At 72.4% G+C, this 26,255-nt stretch carries 26 protein-coding genes; 10 read left to right on the forward strand and 16 right to left on the reverse strand.

What is annotated here, in order from left to right; genetic code table 11:
* Window positions 1-7: 7 nt before the first annotated feature.
* The 4 genes from cyc2 to AC4IHM_RS06405 form a co-directional block, all read right to left on the reverse strand.
* A complete protein-coding gene (gene cyc2, locus AC4IHM_RS06390; protein ID WP_490866112.1) occupies window positions 8-2,194 on the reverse strand; it encodes a germacradienol/geosmin synthase Cyc2 in 2,187 nt (728 codons plus the stop codon).
* A 161-nt stretch (window positions 2,195-2,355) separates the two neighbouring features.
* A complete protein-coding gene (locus AC4IHM_RS06395) occupies window positions 2,356-3,561 on the reverse strand; it encodes a damage-control phosphatase ARMT1 family protein (protein WP_490866113.1) in 1,206 nt (401 codons plus the stop codon).
* 150 nt (window positions 3,562-3,711) lie between these two features.
* Window positions 3,712-4,359, reverse strand: a complete 648-nt coding sequence (locus tag AC4IHM_RS06400; RefSeq protein ID WP_490866114.1) for a ScbR family autoregulator-binding transcription factor — start codon at window positions 4,357-4,359, stop codon at window positions 3,712-3,714.
* 149 nt (window positions 4,360-4,508) lie between these two features.
* The gene (locus AC4IHM_RS06405) at window positions 4,509-5,171 is read right to left on the reverse strand and encodes a Tat pathway signal sequence domain protein (protein WP_490866115.1); all 663 of its coding nucleotides are present in this window, start codon (window positions 5,169-5,171) and stop codon (window positions 4,509-4,511) included.
* 568 nt (window positions 5,172-5,739) lie between these two features.
* On the opposite strand from AC4IHM_RS06405, the gene AC4IHM_RS06410 reads away from it, so the two are divergent.
* From AC4IHM_RS06410 to AC4IHM_RS06440, 7 genes are all read left to right on the forward strand, one after another.
* Window positions 5,740-6,384, forward strand: a complete 645-nt coding sequence (locus tag AC4IHM_RS06410) for a DUF6230 family protein (RefSeq protein ID WP_490866116.1) — start codon at window positions 5,740-5,742, stop codon at window positions 6,382-6,384.
* Window positions 6,384-6,842 carry a DUF6114 domain-containing protein gene (locus tag AC4IHM_RS06415; protein ID WP_490866117.1) on the forward strand — a complete coding sequence of 153 codons (459 nt, stop codon included), beginning with the start codon at window positions 6,384-6,386 and terminating at the stop codon, window positions 6,840-6,842. The genes AC4IHM_RS06410 and AC4IHM_RS06415 overlap by 1 nt, the downstream gene beginning before the upstream one ends.
* A 268-nt stretch (window positions 6,843-7,110) precedes the next feature.
* On the forward strand, window positions 7,111-8,115 hold the full coding sequence (locus AC4IHM_RS06420; protein ID WP_490866118.1) for a substrate-binding domain-containing protein: 1,005 nt from the start codon (window positions 7,111-7,113) through the stop codon (window positions 8,113-8,115).
* A gap of 69 nt (window positions 8,116-8,184) precedes the next feature.
* Window positions 8,185-10,764 (forward strand): sensor histidine kinase, encoded by a 2,580-nt coding sequence (locus AC4IHM_RS06425; RefSeq protein ID WP_490866119.1) that lies wholly within the window; start codon window positions 8,185-8,187, stop codon window positions 10,762-10,764.
* On the forward strand, window positions 10,761-11,180 hold the full coding sequence (locus tag AC4IHM_RS06430; RefSeq protein ID WP_490866120.1) for a roadblock/LC7 domain-containing protein: 420 nt from the start codon (window positions 10,761-10,763) through the stop codon (window positions 11,178-11,180). Before AC4IHM_RS06425 ends, AC4IHM_RS06430 begins: the two co-directional genes overlap by 4 nt.
* Before the next feature lies 1 nt (window position 11,181).
* A complete protein-coding gene (locus AC4IHM_RS06435; RefSeq protein WP_490866121.1) occupies window positions 11,182-11,541 on the forward strand; it encodes a DUF742 domain-containing protein in 360 nt (119 codons plus the stop codon).
* Window positions 11,528-12,127 (forward strand): GTP-binding protein, encoded by a 600-nt coding sequence (locus AC4IHM_RS06440; RefSeq protein ID WP_490866122.1) that lies wholly within the window; start codon window positions 11,528-11,530, stop codon window positions 12,125-12,127. The genes AC4IHM_RS06435 and AC4IHM_RS06440 overlap by 14 nt, the downstream gene beginning before the upstream one ends.
* A 12-nt stretch (window positions 12,128-12,139) precedes the next feature.
* Here the strand turns inward: AC4IHM_RS06440 and AC4IHM_RS06445 are convergent, their stop codons facing one another.
* The 7 genes from AC4IHM_RS06445 to AC4IHM_RS06475 form a co-directional block, all read right to left on the reverse strand.
* The gene (locus tag AC4IHM_RS06445) at window positions 12,140-13,099 is read right to left on the reverse strand and encodes an ABC transporter substrate-binding protein (RefSeq protein ID WP_490866123.1); all 960 of its coding nucleotides are present in this window, start codon (window positions 13,097-13,099) and stop codon (window positions 12,140-12,142) included.
* A 93-nt stretch (window positions 13,100-13,192) separates the two neighbouring features.
* The gene (locus tag AC4IHM_RS06450) at window positions 13,193-13,858 is read right to left on the reverse strand and encodes an ABC transporter permease (RefSeq protein WP_490866124.1); all 666 of its coding nucleotides are present in this window, start codon (window positions 13,856-13,858) and stop codon (window positions 13,193-13,195) included.
* Complete coding sequence (locus AC4IHM_RS06455) at window positions 13,855-14,565, reverse strand: ABC transporter permease (protein WP_490866125.1); 711 nt, start codon at window positions 14,563-14,565, stop codon at window positions 13,855-13,857. The genes AC4IHM_RS06450 and AC4IHM_RS06455 overlap by 4 nt, the downstream gene beginning before the upstream one ends.
* Window positions 14,562-15,686, reverse strand: coding sequence for an ABC transporter ATP-binding protein (locus tag AC4IHM_RS06460; RefSeq protein ID WP_490866126.1), 1,125 nt, complete (start codon window positions 15,684-15,686; stop codon window positions 14,562-14,564). The genes AC4IHM_RS06455 and AC4IHM_RS06460 overlap by 4 nt, the downstream gene beginning before the upstream one ends.
* Window positions 15,687-15,822: 136 nt before the next feature.
* The gene (locus AC4IHM_RS06465) at window positions 15,823-16,569 is read right to left on the reverse strand and encodes an FAD:protein FMN transferase (RefSeq protein WP_490866127.1); all 747 of its coding nucleotides are present in this window, start codon (window positions 16,567-16,569) and stop codon (window positions 15,823-15,825) included.
* 1 nt (window position 16,570) lies between these two features.
* Window positions 16,571-17,011: an FMN-binding protein gene (locus AC4IHM_RS06470; protein WP_490866128.1), complete on the reverse strand. Its 441-nt coding sequence runs from the start codon at window positions 17,009-17,011 to the stop codon at window positions 16,571-16,573.
* A gap of 30 nt (window positions 17,012-17,041) precedes the next feature.
* Window positions 17,042-18,391 (reverse strand): ferredoxin reductase family protein, encoded by a 1,350-nt coding sequence (locus tag AC4IHM_RS06475; protein ID WP_490866129.1) that lies wholly within the window; start codon window positions 18,389-18,391, stop codon window positions 17,042-17,044.
* 124 nt (window positions 18,392-18,515) lie between these two features.
* Here AC4IHM_RS06475 and AC4IHM_RS06480 point away from each other — a divergent pair, with 124 nt between their 5' ends.
* Both AC4IHM_RS06480 and AC4IHM_RS06485 read left to right on the forward strand, forming a co-directional pair.
* Window positions 18,516-19,205 carry a response regulator transcription factor gene (locus AC4IHM_RS06480; RefSeq protein WP_490866130.1) on the forward strand — a complete coding sequence of 230 codons (690 nt, stop codon included), beginning with the start codon at window positions 18,516-18,518 and terminating at the stop codon, window positions 19,203-19,205.
* The gene (locus AC4IHM_RS06485) at window positions 19,202-20,644 is read left to right on the forward strand and encodes a sensor histidine kinase (RefSeq protein ID WP_490866131.1); all 1,443 of its coding nucleotides are present in this window, start codon (window positions 19,202-19,204) and stop codon (window positions 20,642-20,644) included. Before AC4IHM_RS06480 ends, AC4IHM_RS06485 begins: the two co-directional genes overlap by 4 nt.
* Before the next feature lie 10 nt (window positions 20,645-20,654).
* On the opposite strand, the gene AC4IHM_RS06490 is transcribed toward AC4IHM_RS06485, so the two are convergent.
* The 5 genes from AC4IHM_RS06490 to AC4IHM_RS06510 form a co-directional block, all read right to left on the reverse strand.
* On the reverse strand, window positions 20,655-21,131 hold the full coding sequence (locus AC4IHM_RS06490; RefSeq protein WP_490866132.1) for a hypothetical protein: 477 nt from the start codon (window positions 21,129-21,131) through the stop codon (window positions 20,655-20,657).
* Between the two features lie 84 nt (window positions 21,132-21,215).
* Window positions 21,216-21,623: a peptide-methionine (R)-S-oxide reductase MsrB gene (gene msrB / locus AC4IHM_RS06495; protein WP_490866133.1), complete on the reverse strand. Its 408-nt coding sequence runs from the start codon at window positions 21,621-21,623 to the stop codon at window positions 21,216-21,218.
* Between the two features lie 14 nt (window positions 21,624-21,637).
* Window positions 21,638-23,035 carry a UDP-N-acetylmuramate--L-alanine ligase gene (gene murC, locus AC4IHM_RS06500; RefSeq protein ID WP_490866134.1) on the reverse strand — a complete coding sequence of 466 codons (1,398 nt, stop codon included), beginning with the start codon at window positions 23,033-23,035 and terminating at the stop codon, window positions 21,638-21,640.
* 104 nt (window positions 23,036-23,139) lie between these two features.
* Window positions 23,140-23,613, reverse strand: a complete 474-nt coding sequence (locus tag AC4IHM_RS06505; RefSeq protein WP_490866135.1) for an indole-3-glycerol phosphate synthase — start codon at window positions 23,611-23,613, stop codon at window positions 23,140-23,142.
* A 215-nt stretch (window positions 23,614-23,828) separates the two neighbouring features.
* The gene (locus AC4IHM_RS06510; protein WP_490866136.1) at window positions 23,829-24,614 is read right to left on the reverse strand and encodes a pyrimidine reductase family protein; all 786 of its coding nucleotides are present in this window, start codon (window positions 24,612-24,614) and stop codon (window positions 23,829-23,831) included.
* A 182-nt stretch (window positions 24,615-24,796) separates the two neighbouring features.
* Here AC4IHM_RS06510 and zapE point away from each other — a divergent pair, with 182 nt between their 5' ends.
* The gene (zapE, locus tag AC4IHM_RS06515; RefSeq protein WP_490866137.1) at window positions 24,797-25,918 is read left to right on the forward strand and encodes a cell division protein ZapE; all 1,122 of its coding nucleotides are present in this window, start codon (window positions 24,797-24,799) and stop codon (window positions 25,916-25,918) included.
* Window positions 25,919-26,255: the final 337 nt, after the last annotated feature.

The following is a 26,255-nucleotide window of genomic DNA, read 5'->3' on the forward strand; positions in this document are numbered from 1 at the left end:
ACGGCGATCAGGGGGTCGGGACGGGGACGGTGGCCGGCGCGAGCGCGGGTGCGGTCGGGATCCGGTCCGGGAGGAAGCCGTGGGTGCGCCCGGCCAGGTAGTCGGCCTGGTACCGGGGGACTTTCCGGTGCCAGTTGAGGATGCCCGCCATCCAGTTCTGCAGGTCGGTCACATACCCCCGCATGATGCCCCGCGCCTCGTCGGACAACTGGAAGTCGTCGTAGACGATGGGCAGTTCGTGCGCGACGACATGCTCGAACTGGCGCATGCGCTGGTTCATGAGGTCCTGCACCACGCCGAGCGCGGCCGGATAGCCGACGCCGAAGAAATTCTGCACGACGAAGACCGCGTTGTGGATCTCGCCCTCGTACTCGATCTCCTTCTGGTACGAGAAGACGTCGTTGAGCAGGCAGGCGTAGTCGATCGCCGCGTTCTCCAGGGAGCGGACGGGACCGCTGCGGTAGACCTCGGGCGGCACCGCGGGGCCGTGTCCGGCGCGGCACAGGCCCAGGGTCAGGTCGGAGCCGAAGGTGGCGCGCCGCATCTCCAGGTAGTCCACCGGGTCGGGGACGCGGTTCTGGATCTGGTTGGACAGCTCCCACACCCAGGCCCCGGTCATCGTGTCGACGGCCGCCTTCAGGGGGCGCCGCTCCTCGGGGGTCATGCCTGCGGTGGTGCGCGCCCACAGGTCGATCAGGGAGCGTTCCATGGCGTTGGCGGGCGGCGGGACCGGCTCCCCGTCGAGCGGCATGCAGGCCGACAGGCGGGCCGTGGTCAGCCGGGCGGCGGCCAGGTCCCGGCGATGGCCGTAGACCAGCGGGTAGTAGTCGTCGCCGTAGGTGCCGAAGGCCAGCCAGCCGGAGGCGAGGTCGAGCTGGTCCTGGGTGGCGTCCGGGTCGAGTCCCGCGGCGCACAGCGGAAGGTCGCAGCTCGCGAGCTTGTCCTCGTCCCAGACCCCCTCGGCGAGCATGCCCATCCGGTGCGACCACTCGAACAGGTGCCGCCGGGCGCCCTCCAGGGCGGGGCTCAGCTCCAGCGGGTAGGGCATGCGGATGTCGGGGATGATCGACGGGCCGACCTTCTGGAAGGGCAGATAGGTGTAGGGGCGGGCCCGCTCGGCCACCGCGGCGGCGAGCAGCGCGCCGACATCCGCGGCGGAGGTGCCGGGTCCGGTCGGCGTCTGCCACGGGGAGGCGGGCCGCGCGCCCTTGTTCATGTAGCGGCTGGAGCGCATGTGCCATTCGTGGCCGCCGGACTGCCAGTCCTGGAGGCCCTTCGCATACGCCCCGACGGCGGCGACCTCGGCCGGGGTCAGGCCGTTCTCCAGGACGGCGGCGGGCACTTCGGTGAACGCGGTGTGCTCGAACTGGTGCAGCCGGGAGGTGAGTACGTCGTTGACCAGTTCGGCGGCCTCCTGGGTGGTGCAGCCGAAGAAGGTCTCCAGGACCAGGACGCCGTTGCTCAGCTCGCCCTCGTCCTCGACCTCCCGCTGGTAGGAGAAGAGGTCGTTGCGCAGGTGCACGGCGTCGGAGAACGTCTCCATCAGCACCCTGAGCGGCCTGGACCCGGCGACGGCGGCGGGCACCTCCGCGGTCGCGTACTCCACGAGGCCGGCCGACCAGGGGGCGCCGCCGACCTTGCGGCGCATCTCGATGTACTCGACGGGGTTGGCGACCCGCCCCTCGTTGATGTTGGACAGCTCCCACAGGGACTCGTTGAGCAGGTGCTCGGTGGAGACGGCGAAGCGGCGGCGCCAGTCGGCCGACATGGCCGGCACCGTGCGCGCCCACAGGTCGGCGAGGCCGGCCTCGACCGGGTTCTCCGGCTCGGGTGTTTCGGTGGCGGGGTCGGGCGGCATGAACAGGGGGAGCCGGTCCAGGTGGGCCTTGCCGCCGACCCGGTCCTGGGTGCGCTTGTACTTCTCCAGGAAGTGGTCGTCGAAGAAGAAGACCCACACGTACCAGTCGGTGACGAGGGAGAGGGCCGGCCCGTCGCAGTCGGGGTGGGTGTAGGCGCAGAGCAGGCCGTAGTCGTGCGCGTCGAGGTCGGACTGCTCCCAGACCCCGGAGCCCTCCAGCATGCCCATCTCGCGCGCCCACTGCGTCGAGTGGGCGCGGGCCTCGTCGAGATGCGGATTGAGCCGCGCGGGATGCGGCATGTAGAAGTGCGGGAGTTCGAAGGGCTGTTGCGTCATGGCCGGGCACTACCCATGGCCCTTCGGACACATCCCCCGGGCAGGACATGATCACACCATCGCGTGAACCGGGGCGGAACGCGGGAACTTTCGCCGGTTCGTCCCTCCGGGGCGCGGGCGGGTCCGCCGGGTTTGGTTCGTGCGCGCCGGGCTCCGGCCGCTCAGCGCCTGACCTGGATCAGGGCGTGTGTCCCGCTCGTCCGCCAGCGCCGCTCGCCGCCCGCCTCCAGCGCCGCCTGTGTGTCCGCGGTCAGTCCGGTGATCACGTCGGACTTGAGGGTGCGCAGCGCGGCGACCGGGCCCGGGAAGTAGGCGGTGACCTCCGCGAAGGGCGTGGTCGGGGGCCACCACCGGTCGCCCACCAGGCGGCGGTAGTTCAGGTCGCCCTTGAGGACGGTGACCGTGGCCGCGGCGAAGTCCTCGCGCAGGTCGCCGGGCATGTCCGCGTACGGCAGCGGGGCGCAGGAGAAGGGGTGGGCGCGGACGGTGACGCGGCCGTCGGTCAGCGCGGTCCACAGCCGCTCGCCGTACGCGGCGGCCGCGCCGCCCGCCGCGAGGAGCCGCCGCAGCGCGTCGAGTACGTCGGTGGGCGTGGCGTCGGAGACGTAGTACGGGTGCGGCTTGACGTGCAGGACCGCCCGGTCGACACGGCCCTCGGCGAGCAGGTGTGCGACGAGGAGCAGGTCGGGGACGAGTTCGCGGCCGGCGTTGTCGGCGACGAGGCACAGGGTGGTCGGGCCGGAGGTGCCGGTCGCGGGGGGCGGCAGCAGGGACCAGAGCGTGTCGCTGTCGTCGGCGACGAGTGGCCGCGCCTCGTCCTCGGTGCCGGGGCCGCTCCCGGAGAGGCGGAAGCCGAGGTCGGCGCGGTTGCCCCAGAGCGAGCCGTGCAGCAGGGCCCGGGTCCGCCCGTCGGGGGACAGATCGGCGAGGCCGTCGAGGGCGGCGAGTTCCGCGTCCGTCTCCGGGGCGTCGAGTTCGGCGAGCTTGGCGGGCCGGAAGGGGTCGACGCCCTGCCAGACGCCGGGTCCGAAGTGGCCGACGGCGTCGAGGAGCCGGCGGTAGAAGTGGCTCTCGGCCCACAGCCAGGGCACGTCGAACCAGGAGCGGCCGGCGTACGCGTCCATGCCCCACCGCGCCCAGCGCTTCCGGTCCCGGTCGTCGGCGTCGGCGGGCAGTGGCTCGATCACGCCGTCGGTGCAGCTCGCGAGCAGCGCGTCGAGGGCGTGCCGCCGTTCGGGACCGTGGGGGAAGGCCTCCCGCACCTGGCGGACGATGGCGGGGTGCCGCTCGGCCAGCACGCCGTACGGGAACAACCCGGGCTCGCTGCCGACGACGACGGGGGCGGACTCGGCCGGGGTCTCGGGCATGCGCCTCACCGTACCGCGCACCCCGACCGGAGCGGCGGCGACGCCGACGGGCCCCTGCTCTTCCCACGAGGCCGGCCCCGCCGAGGGGCAGACCGCCGAGGAGGACAGCCGGCCCCCACCCCACCGGGCCACGAACCGGGCGCCGGACGGTCAGGCCGTGGCCGTCTCGCGTTCCAGGCGGGCCGCGAGGGTGAGGTAGCGGGCCCGGCGGGTGACCGGGACCATGCCGCGGATGAGGATGTGCCACAGCTGGGCCAGGCGGCGGGGGTGGCGTCCGGCCGGTTCCAGGGTGCCGCTCACCAGGCGGGTGCCGACGATGGAGCAGACGAGGGTGTGGGCGACGGAGTCAACGTCGATGTCCGGGTGCACGTCGGCCTGCCGGACGGCGTCCAGCAGCCGGGACGTGGCGATCTCCCGCCACTCGGTGAAGGGGTGCCGCAGCGGTGGCCGCACGGGCACTCCCCCGGCGGCGAGCCGCATCCCGGCCCGCAGCACCGGACCCTCCTCGCACAGCCGGGCCATGCAGAAGGTGAGGCGCATCAGCGCCTCCAGGGAGGTGTAGCCCCGGCCGTCCAGTTCCGTCGCCAGTCGGCGCGAGGTTCTGGACTGGAGTTCCATGATGGCGTGGGCGAGGTCCTCCTTTGCCGCGAAGTGGAAGTACAGGGCGCCCTTGGTGACACCGGCGTGGGCCACGATCTCGCTCAGGCTGGTCGACTCGTAGCCGTGACGGTCGAACAGGTCGGCGGCGGCCACGAGGATCGTCGCGCGGGTCTGCTCGGCGCGTAGCTGCCTCGCCATCGGCTGAACTCTCCTGGGCTGGAACACAACAGGCCGTGCCGCCTGCCTTTACCCCCTGTACACGATAACTCACCGTCAGGTCAGTCCTCTTGCTGCCCCGAGAACAGCGGCCCGGCCCACCCGCGCACGGGCGGGCCGGGCCGGGCGGGTCAGTTGACGAACACCGTCGCGCTCCCGTCGGTCACCGGGGCGTAGGTGGCGGTGAAGTACCCGTCGGCGAAGCAGAGTCCGGAGCCGGAGACGCGGGTGAAGTGCTGGCCGGAGAAGGCGATCGAGTTGGTGCCGTTGCTCGCCGTGCCGGACAGGGCGGGTGCCTCGTAGACGCAGTCGATGCTGCCGAGCAGGGTCCGCAGGCTGACGGTGGTGCGGACGGCGGAGCCGCTCGGCGGGGTGACGGCGACGGCGCCGTCGGAGGACACGGTGGTGGTGTAGGGCAGGTTGGCGACCTGGATGCCGGTGACACCCGTGACACCGATGACGTTGCTGGTGCAGCCGGCCCCGTCGAAGGTGTGGGCGGTGAGCGACTCGGTGGCCGTGCCCGGCGCGGTGGGGTTGCCGGTGACGGTGACCGTGAACTGCGAGGACGTGCACGAGACGCCGCTGCTGCCGGACGCGCTGGAGTAGAACGTGGCGCTGGTGCCGCTTGCCAGGGAGGCGGTGAGGGTGTCCCCGACCTCGACGGGCGTACCGCCTGCGGCGCCGGTGGTGAGGACGGGCGTGTCGGCCGCGGTGCCCGCGGCGGCGGGCACCGCCGCGGGGAGGGTGAGCGCGGCGACGGCTGCGGTGAGGGTGAGGAGAGTACGAGTACGCATGCGGCTACCTCTTGTCTGAAGTGGGGTTCGGTGAGGCGCGGGCCGGGCCGGCACCGGCCGCGGGGAGGCGGCCGGTGCGACGCGTCGGGGTCACGGACCGGGTCCGTCGGATGAAAGGGCTTGCCCGATGAGCGCGGGTACGGCCCGCGAGGTGCGGCGGTGCCCCCGTGGGGAACGGGGCCGGGGTCCGTCCGGCGGACGGGCCCGGGGCCGGGAACGCGGCAGTCGCCGCGGGACCGGATCCGGCGCCACGGATCCGGGAAACTGGGGAAGTTGTAAACCTGACCGTCAGTCAACGTCAAGCATTTGCGCAGGAGTTGACGCCTGCCCTGTCAACCTCCGGGCCGGTCGGGCGGCAGGTGGCACACAATCCCCACTCTTTACTCACAACTTGCTTGACCCTGCGGTGTAACCACCGGTAACTTCCCGACTGGCTACTGGTGCGTAACGTGAAAGCCCTTGCAACCGTCGGGAGTTGCCGGGAGGTGTACGCACCGGCCGCTGTCCGCGCCAGGACAACGTGCCACCGAGAGCCCGACCCGCATTCACTACGCCTCTGGGAGCAGACATGGCCTCCTCCTCGGACGTCACACCGTCCGCCGGCAGTACCCCCGAAAGACGCGGCAGGGTCCGGTTTCGCCGGGCCGCGGTGCTGGCGGTGCCGGCCGCCGCCGTCACCGCGGCCCTGGCGATCCTCACCGCCCAGGGCGCCCTCGGCGTGCAGTTCGCGATCTCCGGCATGCCCTTCACGGTCACCGCGACGGAACTCGACGGCACCGGGTTCGCCCAGTTCGGCGGACTCGACAGCATGGCCGAGGGCAGTCCGAACGCGGGGGACACCGGCGGCCAGGTCCTGGTCGTCACCTCGGTGATCAAGGAAGCGAAACTCACCAAGCTGTGCCAGAGCGTCGACCTGGGCGGCACCAACCTGCTCATCACCGCGGGCGAGGGGAACACCAGGGTCTCCGCGAGCGATCTGACCACCGACTCGACGCTCCTGTCGGGTGACGCCGCGTTCAACAACATCGAGATAGGCAACGACGCCAGCACTCTGAACAAGGCCGGCTCCAAGGGCCGCGGACCGATCGGCGTCTTCAGCCAGCAGGCCGACACCGTGCAGATCAAGAACCTGCGGCAGACCAACTACGCCACCACGGCGGCCGTGTTCAAACTGCCCGGTCTGAAACTGCGCTTCAGCGGGTCGGGCTGCTGATGCCCGGCGGGCCGCGCAAGGGTTTTCGGGCCGGCTTTCGCGACTGGCGGTCCGCCAGGCCCTTCTGGGGCGGAGTGCTGCTCGCCCTGGGCGGGGCCGAGGTCCTGCTCACCATGAAGGCCTCGCTGGAGGTCGTCGTGCACGTCGGCATGCAGGGCGTGGCCGGCTACCTCCTGCCGGCCGTGATGCTGCTGTGCGGACTGCTGGCGCTGGCCAACCCCGGCCAGCGCCTCTTCTACTCCCTCGTCGGCGTCCTGGCCTCCCTGGGCACCTGGGTGACCTCGAACCTGGGCGGGTTCCTCGTCGGGCTGCCCCTCGGCTGCGTCGGCAGTTGCCTGGTCTTCGGCTGGCTGCCGGACCAGGAGTCGCGCGGCGAGCGCCGGCGCCGCAGGAAGGCCGCCCGCGCCGCGCGGGCGACCCCGACGCCCCTGGAACAGCGGGCCGGCGGCCCCGCCTGAAGTCCGGCCCCCAGGCCCCCCGTGTCCGCGCCCGGCACGCACCCGGAGCGCGGACGCGGGGATTCCGCTTCCGCCGCGCGGTGCCGCCCCGTTCATCACGATGCGGCACCGACAACTCACACCTGGTCGCGGATCACTTGACTACCAGCCGTCACACACGATTGGCTCCGGCCAGGCGAGATTCACCCGGACGGCGCACAGACACACGCGGCTCCGGGTGGTCTCCCATTCCTCCTGCTCGGCTGCACAGCGAGGTGCCCCAACCCCCATGAGTACTACTCACCCACCCACCCACTCCCCCAGACCTCTGCGCGCCGTGGCCCTCGCCGCGGCCGTCTGTCTGCTGGCGGTCGGCTGCTCCGCCCTCGGCGACGACAAGGACGACTCGGCCGCGAACGGGTCCGGCGGCGAACGGCTGAAGATCGTCATGGTCACCCACGGCGGCGAGGGCGACGCCTTCTGGGACCGGGTCCGCAAGGGAGCCGAGGCCGCGGCCGCCAAGGACGGCATCGACCTGACGTACGCCGGCGACGCCGACACCGACGACCAGGTCGACCTGGTCCGGGACGCGATCCGCGACAAGGTCGACGGCATCGCCCTGACCCTGGCCAAACCGCAGGCGATGAAGGCACCGGTGGCCGAGGCCAAGGCGGCCGGCATCCCGGTGGTCGGCCTCAACTCCGGCATCGACGCCTGGCGTTCCACCGGGCTCATGGAGTACTTCGGTCAGGACGAGAGCGTCGCGGGCCGGTCCGTCGGCGACAAGCTGACCTCCCTCAAGGCCAAGCACGCCCTGTGCGTCATCCACGAGCGCGGCAACGTCGCCCTGGAGGCCCGCTGCGCCGGCGTGAAGAAGACCTTCGAGGGCCAGACCGACATGCTCTACGTCGAGGGCACCGACATGAAGGCGGTCGGCGCGGCCGTCACCGCACGGCTGCGGCAGGACACGAGCATCGACGAAGTCGTCATGAACGGCGCGGCGTTCGCCCTCGCCGCGGTCAAGTCGGTCGACGAGGCGGGCAGCAGCGCCCACATCGCCACCTTCGACCTCGACAAGGACCTGGTCGCCGCCGTCAAGCGCGGGGACGTGCAGTTCGCGGTGGACCAGCAGCCGTATCTGCAGGGCTATCTCGCGGTGGACGCGCTCTGGCTGTACCGCACCAACGGCAACATCAGCGGTGGCGGAGTGTCGCCCGTCCTGACCGGCCCCGCGTTCGTGACCCGGACCAACGCCGACGCGGTCGCCCGGTACGCCGCGGGCGGCACCCGGTGACCGGGCCCCGCGGCACCCGGTGCCCGCGCCCACCCGCCCACTCACACCCACTGATCGCCTAGGACGACGATGTCTGCACGGACAGGTGCCCGGCGCCGCCTCGGGTCCATACGTCTCTCCCTGATCCTCCTGGCTCTGGTTCCCGGCGTCACCCTCGCCGCCGTCTGGGGGGTGACGACGATCCAGATGTTCTCGGAGGGGCTGCGGCTGCGCTCGCAGACGGAGTTGAGCCGCGACACCGGCGCCATGGGCACCGAGGCGGCGCTCGCCCTGCAGAAGGAGCGCAGTCTGTCGGCGGCCTGGCTCGCCGAACCCGACGGCAGCCGGGCGCTGCTGGAGGACCAGCGCAAGAAGACCGACAAGGCGGTCGCGCAACTGGTCGGCCAGTCCGACGCGATCGAGCACGCACCCTCCCGGATCTCGGACCGGCTGTACTCGGTGCTCGGTTCGGTGGGCAGCCTGGAGTACTACCGCGACCAGGTGGACGACCCCAAGGACATCACCCCCGAGCAGGCGCTCGACCAGTACACCTCGATCATCGACGAGCAGATCCACGCCTTCCAGGAACTCTCCCAGGTCGACGACGGCGACCTCACCTCGCAGGCCGGACCGCTGGTCGCGCTGGAGCACGCGGCGGAGCTGACCTCCCAGGAGGACGCCCGGCTCACCCTGGCCTGGCCGTCCGGCCGGATGGACGAGAAGCAGTGGACGCAGTTCGCCCAACTGGTCAGCACCCGGCGCTGGCTCGTCCAGGACCAGATCGTGCCCTCGCTGAGCGGCAGCGCGAAGATACAGACCGAACGGATCCTCGCGAGCCCCGAGTGGCGAGCCCTGCAGATCGTCGAGGACCAGGTGCTCTCGGTCCGCATGGCGGGCGAGGACGGCCGGGTCGACCTGCCGGACTCGCAACGGCGGTGGACCAACGCCATGGAGAAGGTCTCCGCCTCCTACGCGCAGCTGATCCGGCAGCAGACGGACGGGCTACTCGACCGCAGCGCCGACGAGGCACGCGGGCTGCTGATCAAGGCCGCCTCCCTCAGCGCGGCCGGCCTGCTCGGACTGCTCGTGTGCGTCGTCATGTCCTGGCGGATCACCCGCTCGCTGTCCCGGCGGCTGCGCGGCCTGCGGCTGGCGACCCTCAGCCTGGCCGAGGAGCGGCTGCCCGACGTGGTGGCCCGGCTGGAGCGGGGCGAGAAGGTCGACGTGGAGTCGGCGACCCCGCCGCTGGACTACGGCCATGACGAACTCGGCCAGGTGGCCCAGGCGTTCAACACGGCACAGCGCACCGCCGTGTACACCGCCGTCGAACTCGCCGACACCCGGCGCGGCTTCCAGAAGGTGATCCTGGGCATCGCCCGGCAGAGCCAGAACCTCGTCAACATGCAGCTCGGCAAGCTGGACGCCCTGGAGCGCGAGCACACCGACCCGGAGATCCTCAAGGGACTGTACGAACTGGACTCCACGGCCAGCCAGTTGCGCCGCTACGAGGAGAACCTCGTCATCATCAGCGGCGAGCAGCCCCGGCGCACCTGGCGCGAACCCGTCTCCCTGGTCGACATCCTGCGCAGCGCCGTCGGCGAGGTCGCCGAGTACCAGCGGGTGGAACTGCACGCCGACGAGGAGGTGGCCCTCGCCCCGCCCGCCGTGGCCGACGTGATCCACCTGCTGGCCGAGCTGATCGACAACGCCACCGCGTACTCCCCCGCCCCCAACCCGGTCGGCGTGCGGGCCGCGCTGGTGGCCAAGGGCCTCGCCATCGAGATCGAGGACCGCGGACTGGGCATGTCGGAGGAGGACTACGCCACGTTCAACGCCCAACTGGCGGTGGCCCCGCAGTTCGACGTGGTCGCGCTCGCCGACGACCTGCGGCTCGGCATGTTCGTCGTGGCCCGCCTCGCGCACCGGCACGGCATCACCGTCACGCTGCGCTCCTCGCCGTACGGCGGCACCACGGCGATCGTGCTGGTCCCGCACGACATCGTGGTGCGCGAGCCGTTCGGCGCCGGCGACAGCGGCGGCCGGGGCGCGGGCAGCGCGGTGCCGCTCCTCGCGGGCTCGGCGTCCGCCGCGCCTCCCCGGTCCTCCGGGTCCGCCGTCCCCTCCGCGTCCGCCGTGTCGGCCGCGTCCCCTCGTGCTTCGGGGTCCGCCATCTCCTCCGATTCCTCTGCTTCCTCCGATTCCTCTGCTTCCTCCGGATCCGCCGCGCCTCCTCGTGCCAATGGGTCCTCCGTCTCCTCCGGGTCCTCCGGGACCGCCGGTTCCACCGGGCCCGACGCGGAGCCCGCCGACGCGAATCCGTCCCGGTGGCCGGCGCACCCCGCACCCGACGCCTCCTTCGGCGAGCCGAACGGGCTGATTCCGCTGCCCCGCCGGGTGCCGCAGACCAGCCTGGCCGCCGAGCTGCGCGAAGAGGACGCCGGCGGCCGGGACGACACGGCCGACGACTACGCCGACTTCACGGCCGAGCGCGCCGCCTCGTCCCTCGCCGGTTTCCAGCGCGGCACGCTGCGGGCGCAGACCGGCGACGAAGGTGACACCGCCGGCGACGAGGCCGGCGACGACACCGGGACCGACGAGCACCTGCTCCCCTCCGCCGCCCCCTCGACTCCGACCGCCGACCGCAGAACGCCGACGAAGGACACGCGATGACCCGACCTTCTCCCGCCACGCACACCGAGCTGGATCAGTTGCTCACCGGACTAGTGGAGCGGGTCGCCGACGTGAACCAGGCCGTGGTGCTCTCCGAGGACGGACTGGTCGTCAGCAAGTCCACCGGCTTCCTGCGCGACGACGCCGAGCGGCTGGCGGCGACCGCGTCGGGTCTGATGAGCCTCAGCAAGGGCGTCAGCATGGACTTCCGCGGCGGCCCGGTGCGCCAGGCGCTCATCGAGATGGCCAACAGCTTTCTGATACTCAGCTCCGCGGGCCCCGGCGCGCACCTCGTCGTGCTCACCGGGCCCAACGCCGATGTCGGCGTGGTGGCGTACCAGATGAACATGCTGGTGAAGAAGATCGGCGAGCACCTGAGCGCGGCACCGCGGGCCACCGTCGGCCCCGGCGAGTGACGTGACCGAAGGCGACTCGGGTGGCCGCCTCGTGCGGCCGTTCACCCTGACCGGCGGCCGGACCCGGCCGAGCCGCGCCGACTTCACCCTCATCACGACGGTGGCCGCGGTCGACCCCCAGCCCAGCCGGGCCGCGCGGCCGGAGCCCGAACACCTGCGGATTCTGCGGCTGTGCGCCGAGCCGCTCGCCGTGGCGGAGGTCGCGGCCCGCCTCGACCTGCCGGTGAGCGTGGTCGTCATCCTGCTGTCGGACCTGGTGGAGGCCGGCCGGATCACCGCCCGGCCGCCGCACCCCGTTTCCCGTGTCACCCCGGATTTGGACCTGCTGCAGAAAGTGAGGGACGGCCTTGGCCGGCTCTGACCGCGCCGCTCCGGCGCCCACGGCACCCGCACCCGAGGCCGTGAAGATCCTGATCGCCGGCGGTTTCGGCGTCGGCAAGACCACCATGGTCGGGTCGGTCAGCGAGATCGCCCCGCTGCGTACCGAGGAACCGCTCACCGCGGCGGGACTCGGCGTCGACGACCTCGCCGGCATCGAGGAGAAGCGGGCCACCACCGTGGCCCTGGACTTCGGGCGGATCAGCATCGGCCGGGACCTGGTGCTGTACCTGTTCGGTACGCCCGGTCAGCAGCGGTTCTGGTTCATGTGGAACGACCTGGCGATCGGGGCCCTCGGGGCGGTGGTCCTGGTCGACGTGCGCAGGCCCGAGTCGAGCTTCGCGGCCATCGACTTCTTCGAGCGGCGGGGCATCCCCTTCGTCGTCGCCGTCAACGGCTTCCACGGACGCCATCCGTACCCGACCGCGGAGATCCGGGAGGCCCTCGCGCTGCCGGAGCACGTTCAGGTGCTGCTGTGCGACGCGCGGGAGCGGACCTCCAGCCGGGACATCCTCATCGCCCTGATCGACCAGTTGATCGACGCCGCGACCGGGGCCGCGGCGTCGTGACGGCTTCGTCCGTCAGGCGAGACCGGCCGACTTGAGCCACTCCTTGGCCACGTCCAGCGGGTCCTTCTTGTCCAACTGGACCTGGGCGTCCAGGTCGAGGAGCGTCTCGGTGTCCAGCTTGGCGGAGACCGCGTCGAGCGCGTCGACGCCCTCCTCGGGGAGCCCCTCCTTGTGGACCAGCGGTGTCACGTTGGCGAATCCGAAGAGGTTCTCCGGGTCCTTCAGGACGACGAACTTCTCCTTGACGATCGTCGGGTCGGTGGTGAAGATGTCCGCCGCCTGCACGGTGTTCTTGGTCAGCGCCGTCTGGGTCAGCGGGCCGCCCGCGTCGAGCGCCTTGAAGGACTTGAACTCCAGCCCGTAGACGGACTTCAGGCCCTCCAGGCCCTGCTGCCTGGTCTGGAACTCGGGCGAACCGCCGATCGCCAACTGCGGTGCAACGTCCTTGAGGTCGGCGAGCGTGGACTCGGCGGTCAGCTTGTACTTCTTGGCGGTCTCGGCGTTGACGCTCACCGAGTCCTTGTCCTCGGCCGGCGAGGACTCCAGCAGTGTCAGCGTCGAGTCGAGCTTGGCCTTCACCGCCTCGTTGACCGCCTCGGCGGACTTCTGCTCGGCCTTGGGGTCGAGGTAGGCCAGCAGTGAGCCGTTGTACTCCGGCAGCACCGTGACCGAGCCGTTCTTCATCAGGCCGTAGGTCGTCTCACGGCTGCCTATGTTGTGTTTGTAGGTGACCTTGAGGCCCTTGGCCTTGAGCGCCTCGCCGTAGATGTCGGCGAGCAGCGTGCTCTCGGCGAAGTTGTTCGAGCCGACGACGACGGTACCGGCCTTCGCCTTCTCCCCCGCCAGGGGGTTGTCGGACGTGTCGTCGGAGGACGAACAGCCCGCGAGCAGCGCCGCGGCGGCGGTGAGCGCGACGGCCGCCGCGCCGGTGTGCCTTGTCCTGGACCAGCTGCTCTTCGCGGTAGAAGTCATCCACCGATCCAAACGAGCCACTTGTCCCTCAGTCAAGAACGCCCTGGTTACGGTTTCCCCAGGACCGTGTGCGCGGCGGCCCGGCCTCGCTTCTCAGCGCCTGCGCACCCCCGGCGACACCGCGAGCCGTCCCGCGCCCCAGAACACCGCGAGCGTGACGAGCGCCAGCAGGGCCACCAGGGTGGCGCCGCCGACCACCTTCTCGTAGTCCCGCTGGTAGAGCCCGTCGATGATGTACCGCCCGAGCCCGCCGAGGCTGACGTAGGCGGCGATGGTCGCCGTCGACACGACCTGGATGGCGGCCGACCGCAGTCCGCTGAGGACCAGCGGCAGGGCGACGGGCAGTTCGACCCGGAACAGGATGCGGGATTCGTGCATGCCCATGCCGCGTGCCGCGTCCACCGGGGAGGGGTCGACCGAGCGGACCGCCTCGTAGGTGGTGACCAGGATCGGCGGGATGGCGAGCACCACGAGCGGGATCATCACGGGCAGCAGGCCGATGCCGACCACGACGGCGATCAGCACCAGCAGCCCGAAGCTGGGCAGCGCGCGGGCGGCGGTGGCGACGAAGGCGACGGCGTTCCCGCCGCGCCCGGTGTGGCCGGTCAGCAGCCCGACGGGCAGGCCGATCGCGGCGGCGAGGCCGAGCGCCATCAGCGTGTACTCGACGTGCTCCAGGAGGCGTTGCGGGATGCCGTCGTAGCCGTGCCAGTGGGCGCTTTCGCTGAAGAAGGCGTTGGCGAAGTCGAGTACGTTCACCGGGCCGCCGCCTCCTGCGGCTCGGGCTGCTCCTGGCGCACGGCGGTCTCCTTCGGGCGTCGCCCCTTGCCGCGCGGCATCCAGGGCGTCAGCAGATTGCGGACCAGCACGAGCAGCGCGTCGCACAGGACGGCCAGTACGGCGGTCGTCAGGACGGAGTTGACGGCCAGTTCGGGCCGGCCGTACTTCTGGGCGTCCGCGAGGAGGTTGCCGAGGGCGCCCTGGTTGCCGATGAGGGCGCCGACGCTGACCAGGGAGATGCTCGCCGACACGGCCACCCGCAGTCCGGCGAGTATCGCGGGCACGGCGATGGGCAACTGCACCTGGAGGTAGCGCCGTACGGGCCCGAAGCCCATGGCCGTGGCGGCGGCCAGGGTCTCCTGGGGCACCGACCGCACGCCGTCGACGATCGCCGGGACGAGTACGACCAGGCTGTACACGGCCAGCGGGATCATCACCGTCAGTTCGGTCTGGCCGGTGTAGTCGATGAGGACGACGAAGACGGCCAGCGACGGGATGGCGTAGAAGACGGTCGTCACGCCGAGCACGGGCGGGTACAGCCAGCGGAACCGCGCGCACAGCTGGGCGACGGGCAGCGCGGCGAGCAGGCCGGCCAGGACCGGCAGCAGTGCCTCGCGCAGGTGCAGGCCGATCAGGCCGAGATAGGTGTTGTCGAGGTCGCTCGGGATGTCGAAGAAGCCGTTCACGGGGCGACCTTGGCGATGTCGGCGCTCCCGGCGCCGTGGGCGGTGCGGATCGCCTCGGCGATGCTCTGCTGGGAGACGACTCCCCTCACCCGGCCGTCGGCGTCCACGGCGACGGCCCAGCCGGTGGGCGAGAGCACGGCGCAGTCGAGGGCGGCGCGCAGCGAGTCGGTGCCGGGCACGAACGGCCGCCCGTGGGACAGCAGCCGCCCCGGCTCGATGTCCCCGGCGGCCAGGTCGCCCGGCTCGGCCCAGCCCAGCGGCCTGCCGTCCGCGTCGGTGACCAGCAGGTGGGCGGCGTCGGGAGCGGCGAGTTGCTCGGCGGTGGCGTCGGCGCGCACGACGGGGCCGGTCGTCAGCTCCAGGCCGGCGGAGGGGAAGAAGGACAGCCGCCGGATGCCGCGGTCGGCGCCGAGGAAGTCCTCGACGAAGTCGTCCGCGGGGTCGGAGAGCAGTTCGGCGGGGGGCGCGAACTGGGCGAGCAGGCCGCCGGTACGCATCACCGCGACCATGGTGCCCAGTTTGATGGCCTCGTCGATGTCGTGCGTGACGAAGACGATGGTCTTGCCCAGTTCGTCCTGGATGCGCAGAAGTTCGTCCTGGAGGCCCTTGCGGACCACGGGGTCGACGGCGGAGAAGGGCTCGTCCATCAGGAGCACCGGCGGATCGGCGGCGAGCGCCCTGGCCACGCCCACGCGCTGCTGCTGGCCGCCGGAGAGCTGGTACGGGTACCGCTTGCCGAGCGAGGCGTCCAGTCCCACCCGTTCCATCAGCTCGGCCGCCCGCTCGCGGGACTTCTGCCTGCCCCAGCCGATCATGCGGGGCACGGTGGCTATGTTGTCGAGGATCGTCCGGTGCTGGAAGAGCCCGGCGTTCTGGATGACGTACCCCATCGACCGGCGCAGTGCGGTGACCGGCTGCCGCTGGAGGTCGGCGCCGTCGAGGAGGATGGTGCCCTCGGTGGGCTCGACCATCCTGTTGATCATTCGCAGGGTCGTGGTCTTGCCGCAGCCCGAGGGTCCGACGAGGACCGTGATCCCGCGGTCGGGTATCTCCAGCGACAGCCGGTCGACCGCCACGGTCCCGTCCGGGTACCGCTTGGTGACTGATTCCATCCGTATCAAAGCGCCGAATGCCCTTCGGGTCTGGCAGAAGCTGCCCGCTCCGGCCGCGTTCGGTGGGGCCGTCGCCGGTCGAGTGTAGACGGCGGATCCGCGGGGCCCGTTGGTCCGGGGCGACTCCTTCCCGCTGTCCGGGCGTTCACACCGGTGTTCTTCCGGGTCCCTTTCCGGCCACGGCGACCGGCAGTCCCGGGGTCCGCAGCACCCGGCGTTCCGCGTCCACGGCGAACACCTCGCAGCCCTCGCGCGCGGCGGCCCAGGCGACGCCCTCGGCGCCCATCGCGAACGCGGCCGTGGCGACCGCGTCCGCCTCGGTGAGGGTCGGCGCCAGGACCGTCACGGAGAGCAGTCCGGTCGCCGGGCGCCCGGTGCGCGCGTCGACGATGTGGTCGCCGCGCTCGTAGCGGGCGGAGGTGGCGACCGCGCCGTCGGTGAGCCGCAGGGTCGTGCACAGCCGGTCGGCGCGCTCGGGGTGCCGTACGCCGACCCGCCAGGGGCCGCCGGCGGCGATCACGTCGCCGCCGGCGTTGAGGCAGAACCGGCGGGCCCCGGCCGCCCGCAGCAGCCCGGCCGCCCGCTGCACCGACCAGCCCTTGACCACCGCGCAGGGATCGAGGCGCCGGCCGGGCGGGCGTATGTCGAAGGCGCCGCCGGTCGCGACCCGGTACTCCTCGCCCAGGTCGAGCACCTCCCGCAGCTCGGCGCTGACCCGGGCGGCCTCGCCGCGCTCCAGGCGGCACACCTCGCTGTCGGGCCGGAACGGGCTGAAGCGGGCGTCAACCTCCCGCAGCCAGGCGAAGACGGCGTCCGCGGCCTCCTCGGGCACGTCCGGGTCGTCCACGCGCAGCGAGACCGGGAAGCCCATGACGTGTTCGACGCGCCGCACGTCAGGCGCCCCGGGCGTCGAGGGCCGCCTGGAGGGACTCCCGGTAGCCGTCGCTGGTGATCGTGGCCCCGGACACGGTGTCGATGTCGGCGCTCTGCTCCTGGAGCGTCTCCTCGATCAGCCGGGGCACCGCGGCCGTGGTCTGCGGGTGGTCGGGCTGCTGGAGCAGGCGTACGGCGGTGATCCGCCGGTCCTCGAAGGTCACCTCCACCTGCACGGGGCCCTTCTCGGTGTGGACGGTGCTGCCCGCGACGACGGCGGCGTCGGCGGCCGTCTCGGAGGGATCGGAGGGATCGGAGGGGACGGAGGGGACGGAGGGGACGGAGGGAGCGGTGACGGGGGCGGGCGTGGCCTCGGTCGCCGTCTCGTGGGACGGGGCGTAGCGCCAGACCGGGACGAGGCCGGCGATGCTCAGGACCAGGACGGGCAGGGCGCGCTTCACGGTGCGGGGGTTCCTCTCGTCACGCCGGGGTCATCCGGCCAGGCTGAAGCGTTCGGCGTGGATCTGCGGCCCGGGGACGCCCAGTTCGCGCAGGGTGCGCAGGACGGCGGTGGTCATGCCGGGCGGTCCGCAGACGTAGACGTCCCGTTCGGCGACGTCGGGGACGAGCGCGGCGAGATCGCGCGGGCCCAGCCTGTCGGGGACGGCGGGCCCGGTGATCAGGTGGAGTTCGGCGCCCCTGGCGTGGGCGAGTTCGCGCAGTTCGTCGTGGAGTACGGCGTCGCGGTCGGTGGCCACCCGGTACACGAGCACCGTGTGGCCGGACAGTTCCTCCAGCAGGGCCCGGATCGGGGTGACGCCGACGCCGCCGGCGATCAGCAGGGTGTCCGGGCGGGTGCGGTGCAAGGTGGTGAAGGCGCCGTAGGGGCCCTCGGCGAAGACGCGGGTGCCGGGTTTGAGGTGGCGCAGGGCGGCGGTGCCGTCGCCCGCGGTCTTGGCGGTGAGCCGCAGCCGCAGGCCGTCGGGTGCCATGGAGAGCGAGAAGGGGTTGGCCTGCCACCAGCGGTCCGGGGTGAGGAACCGCCACAGGAAGAACTGGCCGGCCCGCGCGGGCAGCCGGTCCAGGTCGCGTCCGGTGATGTGGACGGAGACGACGTGGTCGCTCTCGGGGACGACGGCGCTGACGCGCAGCCGGTGGCGCAGGTTCCGCCGCAGCGGCAGCACCACCCGGCCCGCCAGGACCGCGCCGAGCGCCGCGCCCCACACCCCGTACCAGTAGGCCCTCGCGAGGGGCGAGGCGGTGAAGGTCGTACCGGCGGCGACCTGGTGGGTGAAGGCGAGGACCACCGCGACGTAGGTGTACAGGTGGACGAAGTGCCAGGTCTCGTACGCCATCCTGCGCCGGGCGGCGCGCGCGGAGACGGCGCCGACGACGACGAGGATCGCCAGGGCGGTGAGGGCGCGCAGCACGCCCTCGACGGTCTCGGCGAGGTCGACGAGCTGGTTCAGCGGGTCCATGCCGGACGGCCCGGCGTAGCCGAAGGTGATGAGGACGACATGGGCGAGGAGCGTCCACAGGACGGCGAATCCGGTCCAGCGGTGCCAGGAGGTCAGCCGGTCCATGCCGATGCGCCGGTCGAACCAGGGCAGCCGGGCCACCAGGACCAGTTGGAAGGCCATGAGCAGGGCGCCGTACAGGCCGGTGAGGCGGCCGAGGACGACGAGCGCGTTGGCGGCGAAGCCGGCCCGGACGAAGAGGACGGCCACGACGGCCGCGTTGGCGGCGAGCAGCGCGTACAGGCCGGTGCGGGCCGCGGTCCCGGGGCGCAGGACCGGCGCGGGGGGCCGTCGGCTTTGGTGGGTGCTCGAAGCAGTGGTCACGGCATCGAGCTTCACCCGCCCGACCTGTCGTTTTCCTGTCACGCGACTTACAAGTGCCTGTCGATCCCGCGGTGGCGGTCGGCGCGCTATGGGGTGCGGGCGGGCCGTGGCGCAGTATGGGCGGGTGGAAAAAGTGCGACTGCTCGTGGTGGACGACGATCCGCCCATCGCCGATCTGGTGGCCACCGTCGCCCGCTACGAGGGCTGGGAGGCGGTCACCGCGAACTCCGGCGAGCAGGCGCTGCGGCTGGCCGCCGGGTTCCGTCCGGACATCGTGGTGCTGGACCTGATGCTGCCGGACCTCGACGGCTTCGGTGTCCTGGACCGGCTGCGCCGCTCGGGCACGATGGTGCCGGTGGTGTTCCTCACCGCGCGCGACGGGGTGGCCGACCGGGTGGCGGGGCTGACCCGGGGCGGTGACGACTACCTGGTCAAGCCGTTCGCGGTGGAGGAGCTGATGGCCCGGCTGCGGACCGTGCTGCGGCGCAGTGCCGGGCCGGGCTTCCAGCGGTCGGTGCTGAGGGTGGCGGACCTGACGATGGACGAGGACACCCGGGAGGTGCGCCGCGGGGAGCGGCGGCTGTCGCTGACCCCCACCGAGTACGAGGTGCTGCGCTATCTGATGCGCAAGTCGCCGACCGTGCTGACCAAGGCGCAGATCCTCGACCACGTGTGGGAGTACGGCTTCGGCGGCCGGTCCAACGTCGTGGAGCTGGTGGTCAGCCGGCTGCGCCGCAAGCTCGGCGACACGGGCGATCCGCTGATCCGCACGGTGCGCGGCTTCGGGTACGTGATCCGGCAGGCGGCCCCGTGATACGGCGGCTGTGGCGGGCCTACCGGGGGCTGCGGCTCGGGACCCGGCTGACGCTGGGCCTGGGGGTGCTGTCGCTGGTGGTGTTCGCCGTGGTCGGCACGGTGCTGACCGCGTACATGCGGGACTATCTGGAGCGGCAGCTCGCCGACCAGATGAAGCTGGTGCAGGTCGTGCAGTCCAAGGACGCGGCGGTGCACGGCACGGTCGAGCGCAAGCCGTACTACGGCTGGTACACGGCGGTGTACGACGTCTCCGGCGGCTCGGCGCACTTGCGCACTCCGGCCGAGGTGCCGGCGGACAGCCGTGCGCTGACCGCTCTGGCGCAGACCATGGAGCGCTCCCGGCGGGACCTCACCCGCACCGTGCGGATCGGCGGGCACGGCCCCTATCTGCTGCGGGCCTGCGCGGTCGAGCCCGGGGTGGTGCTGGTCAGCGCCGCGCCCATGGGGGACGTCGAGGACACCGTGGACCAGTTGATCACGGTGCAGGTCGTCGTCTTCGGGCTGGCGCTGCTGGCGCTCGTGGTGTTCGGGCGGCGGATGCTGCGGCGCGGGCTGAAGCCGCTGAGCGACATGGCGAGCACGGCGCACGGCATCGCCTCGCACGACCTGACCGAGTCGGCGGCCCGGCTGCCGCTGCGGGCCGACGGGCGGGACGGCGGCCAGGAGGTGGCGGAGCTGCGGACCGCGTTCAACACGATGCTGGAGCACATCGACGCCTCGCTCGCGGTGCGCGCGGAGGCCGAGCAGCGGCTGCGCAGGTTCGTCGCGGACGCCTCGCACGAGCTGCGCACCCCGCTGATGTCCGTACGGGGGTACGCCGACCTGTTCCAGTACGCGCCGGCCAACGCGCCCGGGGAGCGGGAGCGGCATCTGGGCCGGCTGCGCGCCGAGGCGGCCCGGATGGGTGTGCTCCTGGACGATCTGCTGCTGCTCGCCCGGCTGGACGCGGCCGAGGTGGAGACGCCGCTGCGGTGGGAGGAGGCCGGCCTGGACGACCTGGCGGAGCTGGTGCGGCAGGCGGCCGACGCCTTCCGCGCCGGTCACCCGGAGCATCCGCTGACGGTGACGACCGGGTCCGCGGCGGTGCGGCTGCGGCTGGACCCGCAGCGGATCCGGCAGGTCCTCGACAATCTGCTCACCAACGCGGCGATGCACACCCCGCCGGGCACGAGGGTGTCGGTCACGCTCCGCGGCACGCCGGACGCGGCGCGGGTGTCGGTCGCCGACACGGGTCCGGGCATCCCGGCGGCCGACCGGGAGAGGATCTTCGACCGCTTCTACCGCGTCGACAAGGCCCGCAGCCGCGACCGCGGCGGCAGCGGCCTCGGCCTCTCCGTTGCCGGCTCGCTGGTGCGGGCGCACGGCGGCACGATCGAACTGTCCGGCGGACCGGGCAGGACGGTGTTCACCCTGACCCTGCCGGCCGCCGCCCCCTGACCTGCCCGGCTCACGGGGAGTGCCGCCCGTCCGCAGACGGGTCGCCGGACTCGGGAGGGCCGGGCTCCGCCGCGTGGAAGTGCAGCCCCGAGAACCGCCCGCCCTGGAGCACCGGACCGTGCTGCACGCCCCCGCTGATGGTGTTGTGCACCGCGCCGGGCGGCTCCCCGCTCCGGTCGTCCGGGGCGATCTCCGCCAGCAGCGACCGCAGTTCCTCCGCCGCCGCGGGGTCGGCCCGCAGCGCGCTTCGCAGCCGGGCCCGCCAACCCGCCTCGATGTCCGCGGCGGCCTGCGCGTCCTCCGCCTCGCGGGCCGCCACCAGATCGCTCCGCGACGCGCACAGGTCCTCGTCGACGGCACGCTCGTCGCGGCCGCGGGCGAAAAACCGCGTCAGCCGCTCCCGTGCCTGGTCCCAGGTCTCCGACACCATGAGCCCCACCAGTGTGGTGGCCCCGGACGCCGCCAGCGCCGCCAGCTCGGCTTCCACCGCTGCCCCCCGTTCGCCCGTGCCCCGTCGAATCCGTGACCACCCACGGTAGACACCGGGCGCGCCGCGCGCAGCGGATCCGCGTCAGCCCCCGGCCGGCGTCAGCCGCAGCGAGATGCTGTTGATGCAGTACCGCTGGTCGGTCGGGGTCGGGTAGCCCTCGCCCTTGAAGACATGACCGAGGTGCGAGCCGCACCGGGCGCAGCGCACCTCGGTGCGCAGCATGCCGTGGGAGCGGTCCTCGATCAGCTCGACCGCGTCGGTGTCCTTCGGGTCGAAGAAGGACGGCCAGCCGCAGTGCGACTCGAACTTGGTGGTGGAGGTGAACAGCTCCGCGCCGCAGGCACGGCAGGAGTAGACGCCCTCGGTCTTGGTGTCGGTGTACTCACCGGTGAAGGCGGGCTCCGTGCCGGCCTGGCGCAGGACGGCGTACTCGGCCGGGGCCAGCTCCGCGCGCCACTGCTCCTCCGGCTTCTCGACGTCGTACGACATGAGTCATCAGCCCCTTACTTCGCCTTGCTCGACAGCTCGTCCAGGATGCGCGGTCCGAGGTCGGTGACATCGCCCGCGCCCATGGTGAGAACGAGATCACCGGCCTTCGCCATTCCCGCGACCAGCGCGGGCGCCGCGTCCTTGTCGTGGACCGGTGCGACATCGGCGCCCGCGACCCGGGCCGCCTCGATGATCAGGTGGCTGGTGACGCCCGGGATCGGGTCCTCGCGGGCGGGGTAGATGTCGAGGACGACCGAGGCGTCGGCGAGGGAGAGGGCCTGGCCCATCTCCTTGCCCAGCTCCTGGGTGCGGGAGAAGAGGTGCGGCTGGAAGAGGACCAGGATGCGGGCGTCGCCCACCGCGGCGCGCATGGCCTCCAGGTCGGCGGTCATCTCGGTGGGGTGGTGCGCGTAGGAGTCGACGACCTGGACGCCGGCCGCCTCGCCCTTGAGCTGGAGGCGCCGCTTGACGCCGGTGTAGGCGGCCAGCGCGGGGGCCAGTTCGGCGGCGGGGACGCCGAGGGCCGCGCCCGCGACGAGGGCGGCGACCGCGTTGTGGGCGTAGTGGCGGCCGGGGACGGAGACCGCGAAGGTGAGTTCCGTGCCGTCGATCACCACCGTGACCTCGCTCTTGAGGCCCTGCGGGACGACCGACAGGATGCGTACGTCGGCGTCCTCGGACTCGCCGTACGTCACCGTGCGCACCGATCCGTCCAGCCGCCGGGTCAGCTCCCTCGCGCCCTCGTGGTCGGCCGTGATCACCAGGGTGCCGCCGGGCACGATCCGGCCGGCGAAGGTCTCGAAGGACTCGTAGATCTCGTCCATCGAGGCGTAGTTGGCGTGGTGGTCGAGTTCGACGTTGAGGACGACGGCGACCTCGGGGGCGTACTTGTGGAAGCTGCGGTCGCTCTCGTCCGCCTCGGCGACGAAGATCTCGCCGTCGCCGTGCAGGGCGTTGGAGCCGGGCGCGTCCAGGTCGCCGCCGATCGCGTACGACGGGTCGAGGCCCAGCTCGGACAGGGAGACCGCCAGCATGGAGGTCGTGGTGGTCTTGCCGTGGGTGCCGGCGACGGCGATCGGGCGCAGCCCGTTCATCAGGGCGGCGAGGGCGTCGGAGCGGTGCACGACCGGGATGCCCAGCTCGGCGGCGCGGGCCAGTTCCGGGTTGTCCTCGCGGATCGCCGAGGAGACGACCACGCAGCTCGCGTCGTCGGCGAGGTGCTCCGCCGCGTGCCCGATGTGCACGGTGACCCCCAGCGCCCGCAACGCCTCGGCGGTCGCGGACTCCTTGGCGTCGCTGCCCGCGACCGCGGCGCCCCGCTGCGCGAGGATCTTGGCGATGCCCGACATTCCGGCGCCGCCGATGCCGATGAAGTGCGGTCGGTCCATGGCGGTAGGAAGGCCGGGTGCCATGCGCTGTTCTCCCCAGAGGTGCGACGGGTGGTGGGCCGGCGCGGCGATGCGCCGGCGGCCGGTACGGCGGTGGGCGCGCCCCCGGGCGAGAGCGCGGCCCCAGCCTATGCCTTGCTGTGGGAGAACAGTTTCAGGACCGGTACGCCGACCTTGTGCCGGGCCTGGGAGGCCCAGTCCCGGTGGAAGAACTCCTCCACGTAGTGCGGATCGGTCAGCACGATCACCTCGTCGGCGGCGATCTCCGCGACCAGGGACTTCAGCTCGTCCAGCGGGTGGTCCTCGATCAGCCGGCCCTCGGCCTGCGCGCCGGACGCGCGCAGGGCGGTGAGCGAGACCTCAAGGGCCCGCTGCCCCACGCTCTGCGCCGCGTCGCCCTCGGGGGTCTCCCCCTCCCGCACGGCGTCGTCCAGCTCGCCGAGCGCGACGTCGTCGATGGCTCTCAGCAGCCGGTCCGCCTGATCGCCGCGCGGCTGGAGCAGCACGTGGAAGGCGACCGTCTCCTCGCCGTGCAAGGTGGTGACGAACTCCACGTCGGCGGACGTCAGGGCCTTCTCAATCATCAAAACGCTTGTGAACACCAGGCGCCCCTTCTCCTTCGAGGGCCCGTGGGCCCACCCTCCGTAGGCCGTACGAGACCCTGCGGAAACCATCCTGCCCCGTGATCGCACGGGTACTGCCGGATTCAGTGTGCCCGGCGCGAACTAAACGGAACGAAAGATTCCGTTGATTCCCGGCAGCGCGGTAACGACCGAACCCCTGTCCGGTGCCGCAGCCGGCCGGGCCGGGGTTCGGCCTAGTCACGCCGGTACCGGCTGAAGAGGAAACCTTCCTCCTCCAGCAGGGACACCAGGGCGAACCGTCGCGGCACCTCCATGGGGGGCCCGCCCGCGATCCGCTGCGCGTCGCCCGCGGTGAGCATCGGGGAGACGGTCAGGCACAGCTCGTCGAGCACGCCGGCCGTGACGAACTGCCCCAGCAGCCGCGGACCGCCCTCGGTCAGCAGCCGGGTGTGTCCGAGCCCGGCGAGCGCCCGGACGGCACGGGCGGGATCCACCCCGGCGCCGTCACCGGCCACCACCACCCGGGCGCCCGCCTTCTCGGCCGCCGCGATCCGGTCCTGGGCCGCGGCGGCTCCGGTCAGGATCAGGGTGGGCACGAGCGGCGCGGTGAACAGCGGCAGGGAGAAGTCCAGGTCAAGACTCGCGCTGACCACCGCGACCGCCGGCACCGGGCCCTGCCCGGCCGCCCGCCGGGGCTCCGCGAACTCCGCACGCGCGCGTGCCGGGCGGTATCCCTCCCGCCGTACGGTCTCCGCTCCGGCGATCACCACGTCCGCCAGCGCGCGCAGGGTGCCGAAGACACGCATGTCGGCCGCGCTGGACAGGGGCTGGGAGCGGCCGTCGTGCTGGGCGGCCCCGTCGAGGCTGGAGACCATGTTGGCCCGCAGCCACGCCTGCGGCCGGCCGGCCGGCCCGGGGTAGGCGTAGGCGGCGGCCAGCTCGGCCGGGCTCCACTCCCGGTCGGCACCGTCGGAACCCGCTCCGGCTGTCTGATCGGTCACAGGGAACAGACGTCGCATTCGTGCAGTGTTCCATGCGGCCACGACCCGTCCCACGCCGGCCGCCGCCTGCGCGCGGCGCCGGTGTCCCGTCCTCGCCGTGGACCCGGTGCGATGTCGCGCCCCGCCCCGGACAGGCGCACGAGCAGGCGCCGGGCACACCCGCACGGCCGCCCCCCTGACAGGCCCTACCATGGACCATCGTGTCGTCCTCCACCCCCGCGTCCTCCACCCCCGCGTCCTCCGGCCCCACCCCGATAACGGGGGCGGCCCCGCCGTCCCTGTGCGCCCGCGAGCCCCATGTGCCCGCGGACCGCCTGGTCGCCGAGATGGTGCCCCCGCCCCGCTTCGACTCGGTCCGCTTCAGCACCTACATCCCGGACCCGGGCCGGCCCAGCCAGCACGAGGCCGTCCGGGTCCTTGAGGACTTCGCGACCGGCCTTGGCGAGGCACCCGGCGCGAACGCCCGGCGCGGCTTCCTCGGCCTCGGCCGGAGCAGGGCCCCGAAGACCCCCGCCGGCCCCCGCGGCGTCTACCTCGACGGCGGCTACGGCGTCGGCAAGACCCACCTGCTGGCCTCCCTGTGGCACGCCACCCCCGCCGAACCCTCCCTCAAGGCCTTCGGCACCTTCGTGGAGCTGACCAACCTCGTCGGCGCCCTCGGCTTCCAGCAGACCGTGCGGACCCTGTCCGGGCACCGCCTCCTGTGCATCGACGAGTTCGAGCTGGACGACCCCGGCGACACCGTCCTGGTCTCCAGCCTGCTGGCCCGGCTCGTGGAGGCGGGCGTCGCGCTCGCCGCCACCTCCAACACGCTGCCGGGCAGGCTCGGCGAGGGCCGGTTCGCGGCGGCCGACTTCCTGCGCGAGATCCAGGGCCTGTCCGCCCACTTCCGCGCCCTGCGCATCGACGGCGAGGACTACCGCCACCGCGGTCTGCCCGAGGCGCCGGCGCCGTACTCCGACGAACAGGTGAGCCGCGCGGCGCGGGCCACCGAGGGCGCCAGCCTGGACGGCTTCTCCGCGCTCCTCGACCACCTCGCCCGCGTCCACCCCAGCCGCTACGGCGCCCTGACCGACGGCCTCTCGGCCGTGTGCCTCACCGGGGTGCGCCCGGTGCCCGACCAGTCGACGGCGCTGCGCCTCGTGGTGCTCGCGGACCGGCTCTACGACCGCGAGGTGCCCGTCCTCGCCTCCGGACTGCCCTTCGACCGGCTCTTCGGCGAGGAGATGCTCAAGGGCGGGTACCGCAAGAAGTACTTCCGGGCCATCTCCCGGCTCACCGCGCTGGCCCGGGACGCGGCGCGGCTCGTCGACACGCCCTGAGCGCCGAAACGCCCCGAAAACGCTCTGATCGCGCCAACCGAACCGCGATTTTCAGGCTCTCTTCGACCCGTAACGCTGCGTTAACCCTGCAAAGCCTCTCACAGGGTTAACGTGTTTCTTGACCACGCATTGACCATGCGTTGACCAATCGATGGCCGTGCACCGACCATGCACCGGCACACATCGTGGGCGTGAACTGCCTGGAGGGGGGGCATATGTTCGACGGCGCGACGGCTCGAACGCGGATTCCACTCCTCGCCGCCGTCCTGGTTGCCCTCCACCTCTTCGCCCCCACCGCGTCGTTCGCATTCGCGCATACAGGCCGTGATGTCATGGC

It is taken from the genome of Streptomyces sp. SL06 (assembly GCF_058244745.1).

Excerpts from the sequence above, each read along its gene's own strand:
- AC4IHM_RS06405 (WP_490866115.1), bottom strand. The coding sequence starts at position 5,171 with ATGCGTACTCGTACTCTCCTCACCCTCACCGCAGCCGTCGCCGCGCTC.
- AC4IHM_RS06430 (WP_490866120.1), top strand. The coding sequence starts at position 10,761 with ATGACCCGACCTTCTCCCGCCACGCACACCGAGCTGGATCAGTTGCTC.
- AC4IHM_RS06395 (WP_490866113.1), bottom strand. The coding sequence starts at position 3,561 with ATGCCCGAGACCCCGGCCGAGTCCGCCCCCGTCGTCGTCGGCAGCGAG.
- murC (WP_490866134.1), bottom strand. The coding sequence starts at position 23,035 with ATGGCACCCGGCCTTCCTACCGCCATGGACCGACCGCACTTCATCGGC.
- AC4IHM_RS06445 (WP_490866123.1), bottom strand. The coding sequence starts at position 13,099 with ATGACTTCTACCGCGAAGAGCAGCTGGTCCAGGACAAGGCACACCGGC.
- AC4IHM_RS06420 (WP_490866118.1), top strand. The coding sequence starts at position 7,111 with ATGAGTACTACTCACCCACCCACCCACTCCCCCAGACCTCTGCGCGCC.
- AC4IHM_RS06425 (WP_490866119.1), top strand. The coding sequence starts at position 8,185 with ATGTCTGCACGGACAGGTGCCCGGCGCCGCCTCGGGTCCATACGTCTC.
- msrB (WP_490866133.1), bottom strand. The coding sequence starts at position 21,623 with ATGTCGTACGACGTCGAGAAGCCGGAGGAGCAGTGGCGCGCGGAGCTG.
- AC4IHM_RS06415 (WP_490866117.1), top strand. The coding sequence starts at position 6,384 with ATGCCCGGCGGGCCGCGCAAGGGTTTTCGGGCCGGCTTTCGCGACTGG.
- AC4IHM_RS06400 (WP_490866114.1), bottom strand. The coding sequence starts at position 4,359 with ATGGCGAGGCAGCTACGCGCCGAGCAGACCCGCGCGACGATCCTCGTG.
- AC4IHM_RS06510 (WP_490866136.1), bottom strand. The coding sequence starts at position 24,614 with ATGCGACGTCTGTTCCCTGTGACCGATCAGACAGCCGGAGCGGGTTCC.
- cyc2 (WP_490866112.1), bottom strand. The coding sequence starts at position 2,194 with ATGACGCAACAGCCCTTCGAACTCCCGCACTTCTACATGCCGCATCCC.
- AC4IHM_RS06410 (WP_490866116.1), top strand. The coding sequence starts at position 5,740 with ATGGCCTCCTCCTCGGACGTCACACCGTCCGCCGGCAGTACCCCCGAA.